Annotated in this window: 14 protein-coding genes; 7 read left to right on the top strand and 7 right to left on the bottom strand. The window is 65.6% G+C overall.

What is annotated here, in order from left to right:
- Window positions 1-265 precede the first annotated feature (265 nt).
- Window positions 266-2,122 carry an ABC transporter ATP-binding protein/permease gene (locus tag JZ791_RS23975; protein WP_216897456.1) on the top strand — a complete coding sequence of 619 codons (1,857 nt, stop codon included), beginning with the start codon at window positions 266-268 and terminating at the stop codon, window positions 2,120-2,122.
- A gap of 7 nt (window positions 2,123-2,129) precedes the next feature.
- Here JZ791_RS23975 and JZ791_RS23970 read toward each other — a convergent pair whose 3' ends face one another.
- The gene (locus tag JZ791_RS23970; RefSeq protein ID WP_216897455.1) at window positions 2,130-3,404 is read right to left on the bottom strand and encodes an alpha/beta hydrolase; all 1,275 of its coding nucleotides are present in this window, start codon (window positions 3,402-3,404) and stop codon (window positions 2,130-2,132) included.
- Between the two features lie 21 nt (window positions 3,405-3,425).
- The gene (locus JZ791_RS23965) at window positions 3,426-5,453 is read right to left on the bottom strand and encodes a M13 family metallopeptidase (protein ID WP_308163059.1); all 2,028 of its coding nucleotides are present in this window, start codon (window positions 5,451-5,453) and stop codon (window positions 3,426-3,428) included.
- 430 nt (window positions 5,454-5,883) lie between these two features.
- Between JZ791_RS23965 and rplN the strand changes: the two genes are divergently transcribed.
- The 4 genes from rplN to JZ791_RS23945 are packed head-to-tail and all read left to right on the top strand — an operon-like array spanning window position 5,884 to window position 7,324.
- Window positions 5,884-6,252 carry a 50S ribosomal protein L14 gene (gene rplN, locus JZ791_RS23960; RefSeq protein WP_216897454.1) on the top strand — a complete coding sequence of 123 codons (369 nt, stop codon included), beginning with the start codon at window positions 5,884-5,886 and terminating at the stop codon, window positions 6,250-6,252.
- 1 nt (window position 6,253) lies between these two features.
- A complete protein-coding gene (gene rplX, locus JZ791_RS23955) occupies window positions 6,254-6,568 on the top strand; it encodes a 50S ribosomal protein L24 (RefSeq protein ID WP_216897453.1) in 315 nt (104 codons plus the stop codon).
- Window positions 6,568-7,134, top strand: coding sequence for a 50S ribosomal protein L5 (rplE, locus tag JZ791_RS23950; protein WP_216897452.1), 567 nt, complete (start codon window positions 6,568-6,570; stop codon window positions 7,132-7,134). Before rplX ends, rplE begins: the two co-directional genes overlap by 1 nt.
- Before the next feature lie 4 nt (window positions 7,135-7,138).
- Window positions 7,139-7,324 carry a type Z 30S ribosomal protein S14 gene (locus tag JZ791_RS23945; RefSeq protein WP_153414929.1) on the top strand — a complete coding sequence of 62 codons (186 nt, stop codon included), beginning with the start codon at window positions 7,139-7,141 and terminating at the stop codon, window positions 7,322-7,324.
- An 83-nt stretch (window positions 7,325-7,407) separates the two neighbouring features.
- Here the strand turns inward: JZ791_RS23945 and JZ791_RS23940 are convergent, their stop codons facing one another.
- On the bottom strand, window positions 7,408-7,827 hold the full coding sequence (locus JZ791_RS23940; protein WP_216897451.1) for a type II toxin-antitoxin system VapC family toxin: 420 nt from the start codon (window positions 7,825-7,827) through the stop codon (window positions 7,408-7,410).
- Window positions 7,820-8,077, bottom strand: a complete 258-nt coding sequence (locus JZ791_RS23935; RefSeq protein ID WP_216897450.1) for a type II toxin-antitoxin system Phd/YefM family antitoxin — start codon at window positions 8,075-8,077, stop codon at window positions 7,820-7,822. Before JZ791_RS23935 ends, JZ791_RS23940 begins: the two co-directional genes overlap by 8 nt.
- A 108-nt stretch (window positions 8,078-8,185) precedes the next feature.
- Between JZ791_RS23935 and JZ791_RS23930 the strand changes: the two genes are divergently transcribed.
- Entirely contained in the window at window positions 8,186-9,937 is a 1,752-nt protein-coding gene (locus JZ791_RS23930) for an acyl-CoA dehydrogenase family protein (protein WP_216897449.1), read from the top strand.
- 237 nt (window positions 9,938-10,174) lie between these two features.
- Window positions 10,175-10,615, top strand: a complete 441-nt coding sequence (locus JZ791_RS23925; RefSeq protein WP_216897448.1) for an ester cyclase — start codon at window positions 10,175-10,177, stop codon at window positions 10,613-10,615.
- Window positions 10,616-10,626: 11 nt separating this feature from the next.
- On the opposite strand, the gene eccCa is transcribed toward JZ791_RS23925, so the two are convergent.
- Genes eccCa through eccD form a run of 3 tightly spaced genes read right to left on the bottom strand, consistent with a single transcriptional unit; the run spans window position 10,627 to window position 17,587 of the window.
- The gene (gene eccCa / locus JZ791_RS23920) at window positions 10,627-14,670 is read right to left on the bottom strand and encodes a type VII secretion protein EccCa (protein ID WP_216897447.1); all 4,044 of its coding nucleotides are present in this window, start codon (window positions 14,668-14,670) and stop codon (window positions 10,627-10,629) included.
- Between the two features lie 3 nt (window positions 14,671-14,673).
- Window positions 14,674-16,137: a type VII secretion-associated serine protease mycosin gene (mycP, locus tag JZ791_RS23915; protein WP_216897446.1), complete on the bottom strand. Its 1,464-nt coding sequence runs from the start codon at window positions 16,135-16,137 to the stop codon at window positions 14,674-14,676.
- Window positions 16,130-17,587 (bottom strand): type VII secretion integral membrane protein EccD, encoded by a 1,458-nt coding sequence (eccD, locus tag JZ791_RS23910; RefSeq protein WP_308163058.1) that lies wholly within the window; start codon window positions 17,585-17,587, stop codon window positions 16,130-16,132. The genes mycP and eccD overlap by 8 nt, the downstream gene beginning before the upstream one ends.
- Between the last annotated feature and the right edge of the window lie 3 nt (window positions 17,588-17,590).

Raw genomic sequence — 17,590 nt, 5'->3', positions numbered from 1 at the left:
GGGCACGGGGGCGCGCGAGGGGTGTGGTCGGCTATTCGGGATTTATTGCCGATTGGCACCATTGCAGCTGGAAAGAAGCTGCGTGTGAAGTTCCTGTGAATTGGCTGGCAGCTCGGGGCGTGACCTGGGCGTTCTGGGGGCAAATTGGGTCATTCGGGTGAAACGGTCTCAGGTTATGCTGCCGGACCTGGGTTGACACGGTAGAACTGGCCTGTCAGTTCGGCTCCGGTGGCCCGCGTGGTTTCGGTTATGTGATGGGAAGTAGTTGAAACTCTCTAGAGACTGGGGGAACGAGTTACTGGAGTCGGCCAAGTGGCTGCTCCTCGCTTCCGGGATTACCGCGGTGCTGTTCGTGGTCGTGGGTGTGGCGCTGGTGGTCACGACCAAGTGGGGGCGGCAGTTCTGGCGGCTGAACGGGGCGTATTTCACCGGTCGGGGTGCTTGGCGGCCGCTCGGATACGTTGTCGCGTTGCTGATCCTCGCGGTGTGGGGGGTGCGGATGACCGCACTGTTCACCTATCAGTCCAACGACATGTACACCGCGATGCAGTACGCCGGGCAGGCCGTGGTCTCGGGGAAGACCGGTGCGCTGCACAGCTATGAGCATGTGTTCTGGTATTCGGTGCAGGTTTTCTGCATCCTGGCGACGGTCCACGTCATTCGTACGATGATCGAGTATTTCATCGGGCAGGCGTTCGAGATCGAATGGCGTGTCTGGCTGACCGATCGGATCACCGCCGATTGGCTCGACGGCCGGGCGCACTATCGCAACCGCTTCATCGACTCCACCATCGACAACCCGGATCAGCGTGTGCAGGAAGACATCACGACGGTCGTCCAGCAGAGTCACTCGCTGATTTTCCAAGCGGTGAGCAATCTGGTCTCGGTCGTGGTCTTCACCGCAATTCTGTGGGATCTGTCGGGACCGATGACGATCGCCGGCACGCACATCCCGCGGGCCATGGTGTTCATCGTGATCATCTTCGTGCTGCTGGCCTCGGTGGTGGCGTTCTGGGTCGGTCGTCCGCTGATCCGCTACAACTTCCGCTATCAGGCCGCGATGGCGACCTTCCGATACGCGCTGGTGCGGGTGCGCGAGAACGCCGAGAGCATCGCGTTCTATCGCGGTGAGCAGGTCGAACATCGGGGTCTGGCGAGGCGCTTCGCCGACGCGATCGTGGCCCAGTGGCGAATCGTGTACCAGGAGACCGGATTCCAGGCATGGAACCTCGTGATTTCGCAGATCTCGGTGGTTTTCCCGATCCTGCTGCAAATGCCGCGCTTTTTCACGGGCGCCATCACGATCGGCGATATTCAGCAGTCCGCGTCGGCTTTCGGCAACGTGCACGATTCACTGTCGTTCTTTCGGAACAACTACGACGTCTTCACCCAGTACCGTGCCGCCCTTCTGCGTTTGGACGGCATGGAAACGGCCGATATCCAATCTCGCGAACTGCCCAGGATCGCCGAGGCCGATCTGGACGGCAGCCTCGAACTCGAGAATATCGACGTGCGCCTTCCCGACGGCGCTCCGCTGATCGAGGCGCTGAACCTGCACCTGGTCCCCGGCGACGCGCTCGTGGTCAAGGGCGCCTCGGGCAGCGGCAAGACGACGTTGTTGCGCACGCTCGCCGAAATGTGGCCGTACGGATCGGGAACGATCCGCCGACCGGGCGCGAACGGCACGCTGTTCCTGTCACAGCTGCCCTACCTGCCCCTCGGCGACCTGCGGACCGCGGTCAGTTATCCGGCCGAATCGGGCGACATCCCCGACGAGCCCCTGCGCGACGCCCTGACCAAGGTGAGCCTGGGCCACCTGGCCGACCGCTTGGACGAGGCGGCCGACTGGGCCAAGATCCTGTCCCCGGGCGAACAACAGCGCCTGGCCTTCGCCCGGATCCTGCTGATGCGCCCGCAACTGGTGTTCCTCGACGAGGCCACCTCGGCGATGGACGAGGGCCTCGAGCACGCCGTCTACACCCTCATCCGCACCGAGGCCCCGGACACCATGCTGGTCAGCGTCGCCCACCGCAGCACCGTCGACCAATTCCACACACAGCGACTGGAACTCGGCGGCGAGGGCGGGGCGTGGAATCTGGAGCCAATGCCTGCGGCGGTATAGGCGCCGCTCAATGGGAGTGGACCCAATCCGCGATATCAGCGACGACGGCCGGATCGACGTGTTGGGCCGGTATGTATTCCATGGGCGTGGACGGGCCGGATCCGCTGAAGAACTGGTGATTATCGGCCTCGTAGATACGGATGGTGACGTCGTCACGGCCACCGAGGTCGTTCTGCCAGCCGACCAGATCGTCATCCACAGTGACCTGATAGTCGCGCCTGCCCTGCAGAATCAGCATCGGTATGTCGAGTTGGGCCGCCGTTGTGGTCGGGGGGTTGTCGCGCATCTCTATCCAGCGATAGGCCGGGAGATGATCTGGGAGGTCGCTGGTGGGCGTCGAGACCGACAATTCCGGGCTGTCGATCAGCGCGGCCTGCCTGATTATCTCCTGGACAGCAGGGTGGGTATCGACGTCGATGTCGGGCTGCAGTCCGATGAGGTATCGATACTGGCGAACCATGGTGTGGTGGAGCGGCGCGGTCGCCCCGGCCAGGATGATGAGCCCAGCTAGGACGGGCTCCGCGGCCGCGATGCGTGGGGCGACCGTTCCGCCTTCGCTGTGGCCGAGCAGAAATATCCGTGCCGGGTCGATAGAGGGATGCTCACGAAGCATCCGGATCGCGGCGATGGCGTGATCGATGTACTCGACGGTCAAGGTGGCGTCACGTTCGATGTCCAGTTTGTCAGGGTGGGTAAAAGTGACTTTGTCGAATCGCAGCACCGCGATTCCTTTGCTGGCAATTCCCCATGCCACATCCTTGAGTGGTTTGTTCGAAGTCTGTGGCAGTGTGCTGTCGCGATCCATCGGTCCGGACCCAGGTAATTGCACCACGGCGGGCCGCCGACCCGGCGTCGCCGGCATACTCAGAATCCCTGGTACGGCCAGGACGCCGCTGCCTACGGTGACGTTACTCTCGGTGAATGATGTGGGATCGGCATAATCCGGCGGTATCCACGGTTGAGCCTCCCCGAGCGCTCGCAGGCGCCAGCTCCACAGCCAACCCGTATCGTCAACTCCCAGGACAAGCGCGAAACCCTCGTTCGCGCATTTCACAGGAATCTTTACCAAGGTCAGCTGCGACCTGCCCGGCTCCGTGATGGGATCACCGATTTCGGTGATCGGTCCAGTCCGAGCAAGAGCATCCGTCCATGTGTCCCGGAGTTGTTCGGCCGTCAGCGCATCGCGCAGCTGAGGCGCGAACAGGTCGTGGACCTCGCCGAATCGTTCTACTCGGACGAGCCGCATGACCTCCAGGCCGTGCTCGGCCGCATCCACCGGCATGGGCGTCATTGTCCGCCGTCACTACAGGCTCACCCGCTGATCCTGGGCCAGGAACAGCTTGTCGCCCTCCTTCACCCCGAACGTCGAATAGAACTCCGGGAGATTCCGGACCACCTGGTTGCAGCGGAATTCGCCGGGGGAGTGCGGGTCGGTGGCGATCTGCTGTTCGGCGGCCTGGGTGGTCTGCTTGACCCGCCAGTTGCGGCCCCAGGCCCAGAACATGTCGGTGTAGTTCGGGGTGTCGGATTTCTGGTCGATGCGGAAGGCGGCCAGGGAGATCATCAGGCCGCGCAGGTCGGCGAGGTTCTCGCCGACCGTGAGTTCGCCGTTGACGTGCTCGGTCGGCGGCAGGCCCGCGGGGACCAGGGCGTTGTACTGGGCGATGAGCTGTTCGGTCTTGGCGTCGAAGGCGGCGCGGTCGCGCGGGGTCCACCAGTCGCGGCGGTTGCCGTCGCCGTCGTATTTGGAGCCCTGATCGTCGAAGCCGTGGCCGATCTCGTGGCCGATGACCGCGCCGATCGCGCCGTAGTTGACCGCGGCCTCGGCGCCGGCGTCGAAGAAGGGGGCCTGCAGGATCGCGGCGGGGAAGTTGATCGAGTTGGAGGTCTCGTCGTAGTAGGCGTTGACGGTCTGCGGCGTCATACCCCATTCGGTCTTGTCGACCGGGGTGCCGAGCTTGCTCATCTCGTACGCGGAGTCGAAAGCCGCTACGGCAAGCAGGGATTCGACGAGCTTGCCGCGGGTGATCGTCAGTTTCGAGTAGTCCCGCCACTTGTCCGGGTAGCCGATCTTGACCGTGATCTTGTTCAGTTTGGCGATGGCCGCGGCCCGGGTGGGCGGCGACATCCAGCTGGAATTGTGGAAGTTGTCGCGATACGCGGCCAGCAGATTGTTCACCAGCTGCTTGGCCCTGTCCTTGGCGTCGGACGGAAAGTACTTGTCCACGTACAGCTTTCCGAGTTGCATGCCGAGGTTGCCGTCCACGACGCCGATCGCGGACTTCCACAGCTCGGGGCGCTGCTGCACGCCGCTGGTCGCCTTCAGATAGGCGAAGTTCGCGTCGGAGAGCTGATCGGTCATGTACTTGGCGTACATGCGCAGCAAGCCGAGTTTGAGATAGTCGCGCCAGGTCTCGATATCGGTGTCGGCCCAGATACCGCCGGCGGCGGTGACGAATGACGGCTCTCCCACCACGACCTTGCCGAACAGGCTCGCGGGCCGGTCGGTGCAGCCGGAAAGCCAAGGTTCCCAATCGAATTGGGGTGCCAGGGCCTTGACCTCGTCCCAGGATTTCAGGTTGTACGTCGCGTCCGCGTCGCGCAGCCTGACGTTGTCCCAGAATCCGGCGGCGATCCGCTTCTCCAGATCCAGCACGCGCTGCGCCGAACCGTTCGGATCGGGGAATCCGGCGCCGGCGGCCAACTGTCGCAGCAGGTCCGAATAGGCCGAAAGATACTGTGCGAACTCGGGTTTGCTGTAGTACTGGGAATCCATGCCGAGGCCGGACTGGCTGATCTCGGGCAGGTAGGCGTTGGAATTCTTGCGGTCGACGGTGACGCCCAGCGCGACGAGTCCGCCCAACGGCAGCGCGCCCATCACCTTCGCCAGATCGGGTTTCGCCGCGGCGCCGTCGATCCGGGCGAACGGGCCGGACAGGGGGGTGATGCCGAGCTTGTTCAGCGTGGCTACGTCCATCCGCGCGTCGTACAGGTCGCGGATCTGCTGCGCCTCGGTGCCGCCCTGCGGATCCCCGAGGCCGTCGACGACGTCCTTCAACTGCCCCTCGACCCGATCGGACACCTCGGCGAAGGTGCCGAAGCTGGTCTTGTCCGGCGGCAGTTGATACTCCCGCAACCACGTGCCGTTGACGTGCCGGAACAGGTCGTCCTGCGGGCGGATCGCCGGATCGACGCCGGACAGGTCGGGGCCGGTCGGCGCCTTGGGGTCGCTGTCGGTGCAGGAGACCAGCGCGGCGACCGCGGGTATCGCGGCCAGGGTGTACAGGAACGAACGGCGATTCAGGTCTATCCGATGGCGCGGCGAATTCACGAAAGTCCTCTCCCCGACCGACTACTGTGCGCGGCTGCGGCGAACTCGATCAGCCCCTTGCCGGACGAGGCTACTGGACCGTGGATGAGAACGCCCGGACTTATCGCACCGTATGCACTGGCTCCCGGTCGTCGGTGCGCGATCGTCGAGCCGTGGACCAGGCATCGAGACGCCGCGATACCGTCCGCCGAAGGACGGCGAACCGGTCGGTGTGTCGGAGCGAGCCCCCTGATTTGGGCCCGACCTGGGCCTTGGCTACACTGGACCGGTTGCTGGCGGGACATCTGTGCCCGCACTCCGGCCGCGAACCCACAGTGGTTGATCACTTCGATCGTATAACCGCTGGCAGGCGTGTGTTGGGGAGCAACTGACCATGCCCGTCGGGTCGGCAATCCGGCGTGCATTACGTCCAGGTCTAGGAGGAGCTGAAGTGATTCAGCAGGAGTCGCGACTGCGCGTCGCCGACAACACGGGTGCCAAGGAGATTCTCTGCATCCGCGTGCTCGGTGGTTCGTCGCGTCGCTATGCCGGTATCGGCGACATCATCGTCGCCACCGTGAAGGATGCCATCCCCGGTGGCAACGTCAAGAAGGGCGAGGTCGTCAAGGCCGTCGTCGTGCGCACCACCAAGGAGCGCCGTCGTCCGGATGGCTCGTACATCCGCTTCGACGAGAACGCCGCGGTGCTGATCAAGCCGGACAACGATCCGCGCGGCACCCGTATCTTCGGCCCCGTCGGCCGTGAGCTGCGCGACAAGCGTTTCATGAAGATCGTCTCGCTGGCCCCGGAGGTGCTCTGACATGAAGGTGCACAAGGGCGACACCGTGATCGTCGTCTCGGGTAAGGACAAGGGCGCCAAGGGCAAGGTCATCCAGGCCTACCCGCAGGACGAGCGAGTCCTGGTCGAGGGCGTGAACCGGATCAAGAAGCACGTCGCGAACTCCGCGAACCAGCGCGGCGCCAGCTCCGGCGGCATCGTTACCCAGGAAGCGCCCATCCACGTGTCCAACGTGATGGTTGTCGACTCCGACGGCAAGCCGACCCGCGTGGGCTACCGCACCGATGAGAGCGGCAAGCGGGTGCGCATCTCCCGTCGCAACGGGAAGGACATCTGATGACCACTACCGAAAACAAGATCCAGCCGCGGCTCAAGGAGCGCTACCGCGCCGAGATCCGCGACGCGCTGAACTCCGAATTCGACTTCGCCAACGTGATGCAGATCCCCGGTGTGGTCAAGGTCGTGGTGAACATGGGTGTCGGTGACGCCGCCCGCGACGCCAAGCTGATCAACGGCGCGGTCGCCGATCTGGCGCTGATCACCGGTCAGAAGCCGCAGATCCGTCGGGCCACCAAGTCCATCGCGCAGTTCAAGCTGCGTGAGGGCATGCCGATCGGTGCGAAGGTCACCCTGCGTGGCGACCGGATGTGGGAGTTCCTGGACCGTCTGGTGTCCATCGCGCTGCCCCGTATCCGGGACTTCCGTGGTCTGTCGCCCAAGCAGTTCGACGGCCACGGCAACTACACGTTCGGCCTGAGCGAGCAGTCGATGTTCCACGAGATCGATGTGGACCAGATCGACCGCCCGCGTGGTATGGACATCACCGTGGTGACCACCGCGACCAACAACGACGAGGGTCGCGCTTTGCTCAAGCACCTCGGCTTCCCGTTCAAGGAGAACTGAGCATATGGCTAAGAAAGCTCTGAAGATCAAGGCCGCGGCCAAGCCGAAGTTCGCTGTTCGCGCCTACACCCGCTGCCAGCGCTGCGGACGCCCGCACGCGGTGTACCGCAAGTTCGGCCTGTGCCGCGTGTGCCTGCGTGAGATGGCGCACCGCGGCGAGCTGCCGGGCGTGCACAAGTCCAGCTGGTAAGCAGCATTATCGGCGAGCCCGGCACGGTTATTGCATACCGTGCCGGGCTTCGCTGTACCTGCAAAGAGCTCGCTCGGGAGTACTCAGACCGAGATCATCGTCAGTAGGTTTTCTGTGCCCTTGAAGTCGTCCGGATTGCGGGTGTAGAGCGGTAGATCGTTGACCGAGGCGATGGCAGCGATCATCAGATCGGCCTTGCGCGGCTTCGGGTTTCGTCCTGCGGCTACGACCAGTTTTGCCAGGGAGGTGAATCGCCGGGCGGAGGCGGCGCAGAAGGCGAGTGGGTCGAAGGTGTGCTCGAGCTCCAGCATTCTCTCCGTTCGAAGGGCCAGTATCTCCGGTGTCTTTGCACGGGCGATACCCAGTCCTAGCTCGGCCAGAGTGACGGTGGAGATCCGCGGCTCGATGGGCAGGGCGTCGTCGTCGATCACCTCGAGATCAATCAGGACACAGGTATCCAGCAGCCCGGCCGGAAATCGCCCGCTCGATACCGGCTCAATCATCGAGCCGGTCCTCGCCGAACATCTCGTCGATCTCTGCTCGCTCTTGCGCGCCGCTCGGCATAGCGGCGAAGCGGGCCAACCGTGCCTTGAGCTCGGTAGTTGTGATACTTCTCCGTCTCGGAGCGATGGGCCGCAGTTCGCCCACCGGTCGGCCGTTGCGGGTGATGACAAAGTCGTCGCCTGCTTCGAGTCCGTCCATGACGCCTGCGCTGCCATTGCGTAACTCGGCCTGGGTGATCGTCTTGGTCATAGGGCGATGATAGCAACCTATGCTATGTGTTGCTATGCGATCTTTCGCGTATCAGGGTCATGTCGCATTGAGCTATCGTGGCGCCTACTCGCTGGTAGGTTTGTTCTGGTGACGAGCACCGATGGTCTGTTGTTCAACCCGCGCACGTACGATCCGCGGCACTTCGACGCCGAGACGCAGCGGCTGCTGAAGGCCACCATCGAATGGTTCGAGTCGCGGGGCAAGCAGAGACTGCTGGCCGATGATGCGGATGCTGTGTGGGTCTCGGACTTCCTGGACTTCGTCCAGAAGGAGAGGTTGTTCGCGTCCTTTCTGACGCCCTCTGCTTATGCCGGAGGCGATCCGAACCGGCGCTGGGATGCGGCGCGCAATGCCGCGCTGTCGGAGATCTTCGGGTTCTACGGCCTCGCGTACTGGTACGCAGAGCAGGTCACCATTCTCGGGTTGGGTCCGATCTGGCAGAGCGACAACGAGGCGGCCAAGCAGCGCGCCGCCGCGGATCTCGTCGATGGCCAAGTGATGGCGTTCGGTCTGTCCGAGCGTGATCACGGCGCCGATATCTACAACACCGACCTGGTATTGACCCCGGCTGAGCCGGGCAGCGCCGATGCCGAGGCGGGAATCCTGTTCCGCGCCAACGGCGTCAAGTACTACATCGGTAACGGTAATGTCGCCAGCATGGTGTCGGTGTTCTCGCGTCGCGCGGATATCGAGGGCGCGGACGGCTACGTGTGGTTCGCCGCCGACAGCCGCCACGCCAACTATGAGCTCATCGACAACGTTATCCACGCCCAGCTGTACGTCAGTACCTTTGCGCTACACGACTATCCGGTGACTGCCGCCGAGATCCTCTCCACGGGCGCCGAGGCGTTCTCCGCGGCATTGAACACGGTGAATGTGGGCAAGTTCAATCTGTGTCATGGCAGTATCGGCATGGTCGAGCACTCGTTCTATGAGGCGATCACGCATGCCGACAATCGCATTCTCTATGGCAAACCAGTGACCGAATTCCCGCATGTGCGGACGAATTTCGTCGATGCCTATGCCCGCATCACCGCGATGAAGCTGTTCAGCGACCGGTCCATCGACTACTTCCGCACCGCGAGCCTCGAGGACAGGCGCTACCTGTTGTTCAACCCGATGACGAAGTCCAAGGTGACCTCCGAGGGGGAGACCGTGATCACGCTGCTGCTGGATGTATTGGCCGCCAAGGGTTTCGAGAAGGATACGTACTTCGCTCAGGTGGCTCGTTACATCGGCACGCTGCCTCGGTTGGAAGGCACCGTGCACGTCAATGTGGGCCAGATCTTGAAGTTCATGCCCAACTACCTGTTCAACCCGAAGGACTACCCGGAGGTCGGCACTCGCCGGGAAGCTGCCGACGACTCGTTCTTCTGGCGGCAGGGCCCGGCCCGAGGCGCGGGCAAGGTGCAGTTCGCCGACTGGACCGTGGTCTACGACAAGCACACCGATGTCGCCGGCGTGGCTCGCTTCTACGAGCAGGCACGAGCGTTGCGAACCCTGCTGACCACGGCCGCTCCGGATGCTGCCCAGCAGAAGGATCTCGACTTCATGCTGACCATCGGCCACCTGTTCTCCCTGGTGGTCTACGGTCAGCTGATCCTGGAGCAGGCCGCGATCACCGGTCTGGACCGCGACATACTCGACCAGATTTTCGACTTCCAGATTCGCGACTTCAACGCCTACGCCACGATGCTGCTGGGGAAGCCGTCGGCCACTGTGGCACAACAGGATTGGGCTATCGCCGCACTGCGCACTTCGATCGGCGACAGTGACCGATTCAAGCGGGTCTGGGACCGGGTCGCGTCCTATGACGGCGCCTACGCGATGCGCCCGTAGCGCTGGGCGACCGGGCGAAGTCTGCCGCAGGGCCGGCTGATCGGCAGGCCATACCTATTGGCCGGACCGAACCATTGAACCCAGACTTCGCCTCGGGCCCCCGACTGTCGCGGGGCGATGGCTGACAATGCGGACCAGGACCGCGAGCACGACGAGTGCGGGCCACGGGTGTCCATCGACTGTGTCACACCTCAGGTTCCGTATTCGTCTTACAGGTATGAAAACCAGGAGTCGGATATGCCAGTGAATCAGGAATCGCAGGCGCGCAACAGGGTTGCGTTCGAGCGGCTGCATGAGGTTGTCAATGCTGGTGATCTGGAGCTGATCTCGAAGACGATCGGTGAGATCGTGTGGGAGGATGCGGTGTTGCATACCTCGTTGCCGCTGGATGTGAGCGGGGCGGCGGCGTTCGAGCGGGTGTGGCAGATATTGCTGCGGGCCTATCCGGATATTCATGTGGCGGCCGAGGATGTGATCGTGGCCGAGGACAAGATCGTTGCGCGGCAGGTGGTGAGCGGGACGAATCTGGGGGAGTACATGGGCCACGCTCCCACCGGCCGCTCGGTTACCTACAACGAGATCTTCATCTTTCGGTTCGTCGAGGGGCGGATTGCCGAGGTGTGGGGAGTTGTGGATGTTTTCGCGCAGCTTCGGCAGTTGGGGTTCGTCGCGGTGTAGAGGGCGATCGCTCAATCTCCTACCTGGGGGAGGTGGCAGATTTGGATTAGTTCGCGGTCTCGGGTTCGGGAGATCATCAGGCCGCGGCCCGGGGGGTATTTGGCGGGGCGGATGTCGCCCAGCAGGATGCCTTCCTCCTTGGGGGTGCTCATCAGGAGCATGTCTACGGACATGTCTTTCATGGGGCCCAGGACGTTGTCGTAGAGGGCTCGGGCTATGCCGCCCGAGCGGCGGGCGATGATGAGGTGCAGGCCGATGTCGCGCGCCTGGGGGATCAGTTCGAGCAGGGGGATCAGGGGGTTGTTGGAGGCGACCATGTCGTAGTCGTCGACTATCACGTAGACCTCCGGGCCGCTCCACCAGCTGCGTTCGCGCAGCTGGGCGGGGGTGATGTCGGCGCCGGGGATGCGCTCGGAGACGAAGCCGGCGACCTCCTTGAGCATTCCGATGGAGGTTTGCGAGGAGGTCGAGTAGCCGGCCAGGTGGGGGCCCTCGACCACGCCGAGCATGGTGCGGCGGTAGTCGACCATGATGATGCGCGCCTCGTCCGGGTGCGAGTTCTCCACGATGCCCATCGCGATATTGCGCAGCAGGGTGGTCTTGCCGCAGCCGACGTCGGCGAACGCCAGCAGATGCGGCTGCTCGTTGAAATCCAGTACCAGCGGCTGCAATTCGGACTCGCCCAACCCGACCAGCACGTGCCTGGCGTCCAGTCGCAACTCCAGCTCGGTCGCCGCGGCGAGTGCCTGCTCGCGGGGTATCTCCAACGGCAGCATGCGCACGCCCGGCGCCCGGCGCCCGGGGTAGAACTCGGCCAGCTTCGCCTTGGCCGCGGTCACGCCGTCGGACAGCGTGTCCGGGTCGGTGTCGGAGTCCAGCCGGGGCAGGGCCAGCAGCATGTGCAGCTTGCCCTGGGTCATGCCGCGTCCCGGCCGGTTGACCGGGACGGCGACCGCCGCGCGACGGTCCATCTCGGAGTCCGACGGATCACCCAGCCGCAGTTCGATGCGGGTGCCGAGCTGGTCCCTGACCACCGGGCGAATCTCCGCCCAGCGGTTGGCCGCGAGCATGATGTGGATGCCGTAGGACAGTCCGCGCGCGGCCAGCGAGAGCACCTGAGCCTCGGGACCCGGGAATTCCTCACGGAACGCCGCCCAGCCGTCGATCACCAGGAACACGTCGCCGAACAGGTCCTCGGACAGCGGATCGGCGGCCCGTTCCGAGTCGGACCTGGTCGCGAGGTCGGCCTTGCGCCTGCGGAATTCGCGCATATTCTCGATGCCCAGCTGCAGGAATCGAGCCTCGCGCCGGCGCAGCAGCGTGGCGAGTTCGGCGACGGTGCGTCGTACTCGATCGCCCTCTAGCCGGCTGGCCGCCGAACCGACGTGCGGCAGCTCACCGAGTCCGGCGAGCGTGCCGCCGCCGAAGTCGACGCAGTAGAACTGCACCTGCTCGGGGGTGTGCGTGGCGGCCGCGGCCATGATCACCGACCGCAGTGCGGTGGACTTGCCGGACTGCGGGCCGCCGACCACCACCATGTTGCCCTGCGCGCCGGACAAATCGATGACGAGCAGGTCGCGCCGCTGCTCGTAGGGCTTGTCGACGATGCCGATCGGCATCCGCAACTCGCCTTGGCGATTTCCGGGTGATTGCCAATCCGGTTCGGACAGCAGCATATCCACGGTGGGTGAGATGTCCAGCGGCGGTAGCCAGACCTCGTGCGCGGGGCGGCCGTGGCCGACGAGCCGGTCGACCACCACCTGGAGCACGCTGCGTTCGGCGCCGGACGTGTCCACACCGGGCTGCTCCGCCAGCAACTCGTTCAAATCCGGCAGCTCGACCTTGACCGGTTCGGGCGGCTCGTGCATCGCCACCGGCGAGGCGGTGAACAGATCCACCGTATCCGCCGCGGCCGGGCCGCCCTCGGCCCGTGGCCCGGTGGCGATCGGCGGCACATACGTGCCCGAGACATAGCTGCCGTTGAAGCGCAACGGGTCGGCCGAATCGCTTTTCAGATAGGCCGAGCCGGGCTGGCTCGGCAGATGGTAGGCATCGGTGATGCCCAGGACCTGCCGAGATTCGCTGGCCGAGAAGGTGCGCAGGCCGATCCGATAGGACAGGTGCGAGTCCAGGCCGCGCAGCCGGTTCTCTTCCAGGCGTTGCGAGGCCAGCAGCAGATGCACGCGCAGCGAGCGGCCCAGCCGCCCGATCATCACGAACAGCTCGGCGAAATCCGGCTTCTGCGTGAGCAATTCGGTGAATTCGTCGACGATGACGAACAGTGCGGGCAGCGGATCGAGCTGGGCGCCGTTGGCGCGAGCCTTTTCGTACTCGGTGACGTTGGCGAAATTGCCTGCCGCCCGCAGCAATTCCTGGCGGCGGTTCATCTCGCCGGCCAGTGCGTCGCGCATGCGGTCCACCATCGAGAGTTCTTCCTCGAGGTTGGTGATGACCGCCGCGACGTGCGGCAGCGGATCGAGCCCGAGAAACGTTGCGCCGCCCTTGAAGTCGACCAGCACCAGGTTCAGTAGGTCCGGGGAGTGTGTGGTCACCATCGACAGCACGAGGGTGCGCAGGAATTCGGATTTACCCGAACCCGTTGCGCCGATGCACAATCCGTGCGGCCCCATGCCGTTCTCGGCGGACTCCTTGATATCGATCTCCACCGGTTGGCCGTCCGGTGTGACGCCGATCGGCACCCGCAGTCGCTCGCGGGACGAGCGTGGGCGCCATACGGTGTCCGGGGTGATGGCCGCGGCGTCCGGGATCTTCAACAGGGACATCAGTCCCGGGTCGGTGACGGTGTCCGCGTCCAGGTCGACGATCTGGTTGGCGGTGGCGGTGCGATAGCGCGACATGCCCCGGGCGAAGGTCGCGCTCTCGAACAGGCTCACCCGGTCGGGACCGGCGAATTTCTCCACCGTGCCGCCCGTGCGCGCGCCGATGACGCCGTCCTCGACGACCAGTTGCAGGCCGCGGCGCACGGCCAGACCTGCTTGCGGCGCGGTCAGATCCAGCACGGTCACCGAATCCAGGCCCGCGTCGCTGATGACGCGCTCGGAACCGCCGACGTAGCCGTCATCGATCACGACCACCAGATGGATGCGGCCTGCGGTGGGCGGCGTGTTGCGCAGGAACCGGCCGCGTTCGAGCAGGTCGTCCGACAGTGCGTCCTCCAGCTCCGACAGCGACTCGTACAGCATCCGGGCCGAGCCGATGCCGTCCTTGTCGCGCGAATGTTGCAGGTGCGGAAGCCATTTCGCCCACTCCCAGTGCACCGAGTCGGGATCGGAGGTGACGATCGCCACCCCGAGGTGATCGGGGCCGTGGAAGGTGACCAGCTCCATGACCATCGCGCGGGCCAGGTCACGGCCGAACTCGAGGGGGCCCTCGATATTGATCGCCGGGAAGGCACGCAGCGATATCGCGGTCGGCAGGCGGTGCACCACCGAATGGGTGCGCACGAACCGGCGCAGCGCGACCGTCGCGACCGGTTCCAGATCCTCCAGCGGGCCGGTTTCGGGCCGGGCGAGCTTGGTGGCGATGCGGTGGCTGCCGACGCCGATGCGGACGTGACCGAAGTCGGGATCGTTGGGGCGGCGTTCCCACATGCGCCGGGTGCCGATGAGCGAGTGCAGGTCCCGCGGATGCGGATGACTCCAGGTCAGCGCCTCGCGCTGCGACCGGCCGGTGTGGCGGACGTCCTTGCGCAGCTGCTCCAGGTAGCGGAAGTAGTCCTTGCGCTCCTCGTTGAGTTCGGCCGAGCGCTTACCGCCGCCACCGGAGCGGCCCGCGAACATGCCGACCATCGACATCAGCATCATCATCGGGAACATCAGGGTCAGCGGGTTGCTCAGCATGGCCTTGCCGCCCATGGTGAACATCATGCCCACCATGCCGAGCATGGCGACGAGCATCACCACCGGCATCAGCCGCTGCCAGAGCGGACTCGGGATGGGTGAGGTGATCTCCGGCGGCGCGTCGACGATCACCTCACCGCCCGGCGAACGGGGCGGCGCGATCCGGGCCAGCCGGACGAAACCCTGTGTGGTCATGGTTTACTCCTCCAGCTCGAGCGGGCGCTGATGCTCGCGGCGGAACGGAATCGACACCGCCAGTACGATTGCCAGCAGGATCAGGCATGCGGCCGCGCCGCCGACCCCGATGCGCAGCGGCCACGGGTCCACCCGAGGTGGTGGTGGCGGTGCTGGAATGGCCTGTCCCGCATCATGATCCGAGTCGCTCCGCGCGGGCAGTTCGGCGGTGAGCGCGGCCACCGGATCGACCATTCCGGCGCCGATGCGGTCGTCGCGGCCGTTGCCGGGCGCGTGCGCCGTGCGCACGATGCGGTCGATGACCTGCGCGGCGGACAGTTCGGGATAGCGGGCGCGTACCAGTGCGGCCACGCCGGCGACGAACGCGCTGGAGAAACTGGTGCCGTCCACGGGTGCGACCGCGCCGCTGGCCTGCGGGGTGCCGTTGATCAGGCCGATACCACCGGGTGTGCTGTCCAGCGACATCAGGTTGGTGCCCGGTGCGGCCACGCCGACCCAGGGGCCGTAGAGCGTGAATCCCGATGGCGCGCCATCGGATTCGACCGAGGCGACCGACAGCACGTACGGGGCGTACCAGGCCGGGGTGGCGACCGTGTCGACCGAATTCCAGCCGGTGGTGCCGTTCTGGGTCTTGCACGCCCCCTGGCTCTCCAGGTTTCCGGCCGCGGCGACCACCACCACGTTGCGGTCGGCGGCGTACTTCAGCGCTGCCCCCAGCGCGGCGTCGCCGGTACCCTGACCTGCCGCGGAGCACGACACCTCGGAGATGTTGATCACGGTCGCATGCAGGTCGACCGCGTGTACGACCGCGTAGGCGAGGGTGCTCACGTTGCCGTAGCCGCCGGCCGACATCTGCCCGGGGCGCTGATCGCCGTAACTGTCGGCGGCCTCGTAGGCGAGGCTCGTCTGTCGGATGGACAGGATGGTCGCGTCGGGCGCCACCCCGGAGAACTGGTCGCTGCCGTCCGCGGCGGGGTGAGCGGCGATGATCCCGGCCACCAGGGTGCCGTGCCCGTCGCAGTCGGTGGTGCCGTCGGAGGTGGACACGTAATCACCCCCGGGAACGACGCTCAACCGTGGATGCCGGTTCACCCCGGTATCGATCACCGCGACCAACTGCCCCGCGCCACGGCTGAATTGCCAAGCCTGATCAAGCCCGAGCTCCTGTTGCGCGGCAGGCTCACCGGTCGGCGCCGGTCCCGACCAGATCGGATGCGAGCACACCAGATGCTGCTGCGTGGGCTCCGGCGGTGCGACCGGGGCGTTCAGGATCAGCGCACCGGGGTTCACCGTGGGCGGCGCGATAGCCTGGGCGGCACCGGCAGATGCGAGGGTCAGCGTCAACGCCGCTGCGGCAGCACCGAGACGGTATGCGGCAGTCTTCGGCGCGCGACCTGCCTCGAAAAGTACTGCGGCAGGGTCGAGGTGGCGTGCGACGGTGGGTTCGAGGGCGTCGGTGTCAGCCATTGCGGGCGAGGGAGTAGATGTCGAGGAACCAGAAGGCCAGGGGGCCTATGGTGCAGATGCACAGGTATTCGAGCAGTTCCGCGGAGCGTTGGGCTATCGGTGAGACGGTCGTGCGGGGAGCTACGACGCCTACCAGTACCGCGATGAGCGAGAGGACTATCAGGGTGCCGGCGGCGGGTAGTGCCCAGTCGTGCAGCTTTGTGCCCAGTAGTATCGGCAGGCCGATCAGGATTGCGCAGCTGGCCAGGACCAGCGTCGCCGCCTGGATGCGGTCGGCGAAGATGCGGCCGCGCCGGCACAGCACCAGGCCTGCGGCGGCCGCGAGTGCCGCACCCTGCCAGCGGTGTTCGGCCGATCCGGCCGCGGCGAGCGCGCCCGCGGTCACGGCCAGCGCGAGGCCGATGAGCATGCCGGACTGGTATTCGTTGGCCTGACGTGAGCGCAGGTCCAGGCCGGCCGCCGAGGGGATGGTGGTCGCGCCGATCGCGCCGATGCCCTCGATGGTGGGCCGTTGCTCGTGGTCGCGCGGATCGATCACGCCGCCTGCGGTCGGCACCGGTGGCACCGGCAACCGGGCGGCCGCCACCGCGATGCGCGGGGTGAACGTGACGATCAGCAGCGCGCACATCATCGCGATCACGCCGACCTTCGGCGCCGCGAGATGCCACAGCGTGATCGTGCCGGCCGTCGCGGTACCGAACGCCGCGGTGGTGATCACCGCCGCGAAAACTGTTGTGCCCGTACCGACCAGGCGCAGCGTCACCACGGCCAGCAGCAGGGTGACCGCGCAGCCCAGCAGCAGATGCGGCGCGCCGAAACCGCCCGGTACCAGCACTGCCGCGCCGGCGCCGCTGAGCGCCAGACCGCAGACCGACAGTGCGGTCGCCGTGGTCCGGTCGGTATAGATCCGCGCGGTCAGCGCCGCCGCCAGCAGAGCCAGCAGCCCCACCGCGAGACCGGCCGCGCCGGCGGGCGGGCCCCAGCCCTGCGCCTTGGCCACCGGCAGCAGCAGTGCCGCGGCGATACTGCCCGTGGTTGCCGCGGCCAGCCCGGCCTGCCCCGCGGACTCGGAAGTCCAACCGCGGAAGGAACTTTCGGTCAGCCGAGCCACCGCATCGATGACATCGTCGAAAAGGGCGGGCGCCTCGACGGTTTCCACCTCGCGCAGCACCAGCAACTCGCCGTCGAACACATCGGCCTCGGTCAGCGATCGATGCGGCTCGATCGGTTCGTGACCCAGCCGCGACAGGGTCCAGTGCTCGGCCCGCAGTGCGCCGTCGCTGTCCTCGTGCTCGGACAGATTCGGATTGCGAGAGGCGATGAGCGCCACCACTTCCGGAATGAAGTTGGCGACCGGGATCGCCGCGGGCAACGCCATGTCGACCTGGGTGTTGCCGCCGATCACCGACACCCGGCACAGTTGCGGCTCGACGGTGGATGGCTCGATCACAGA

This window comes from Nocardia alni (genome assembly GCF_019038435.1).
In the GTDB taxonomy this organism is placed as follows: domain Bacteria; phylum Actinomycetota; class Actinomycetes; order Mycobacteriales; family Mycobacteriaceae; genus Nocardia; species Nocardia alni.
Note: the sequence above shows the minus strand (reverse complement) of the source record. Positions and strands in the feature narration are given on the sequence as shown.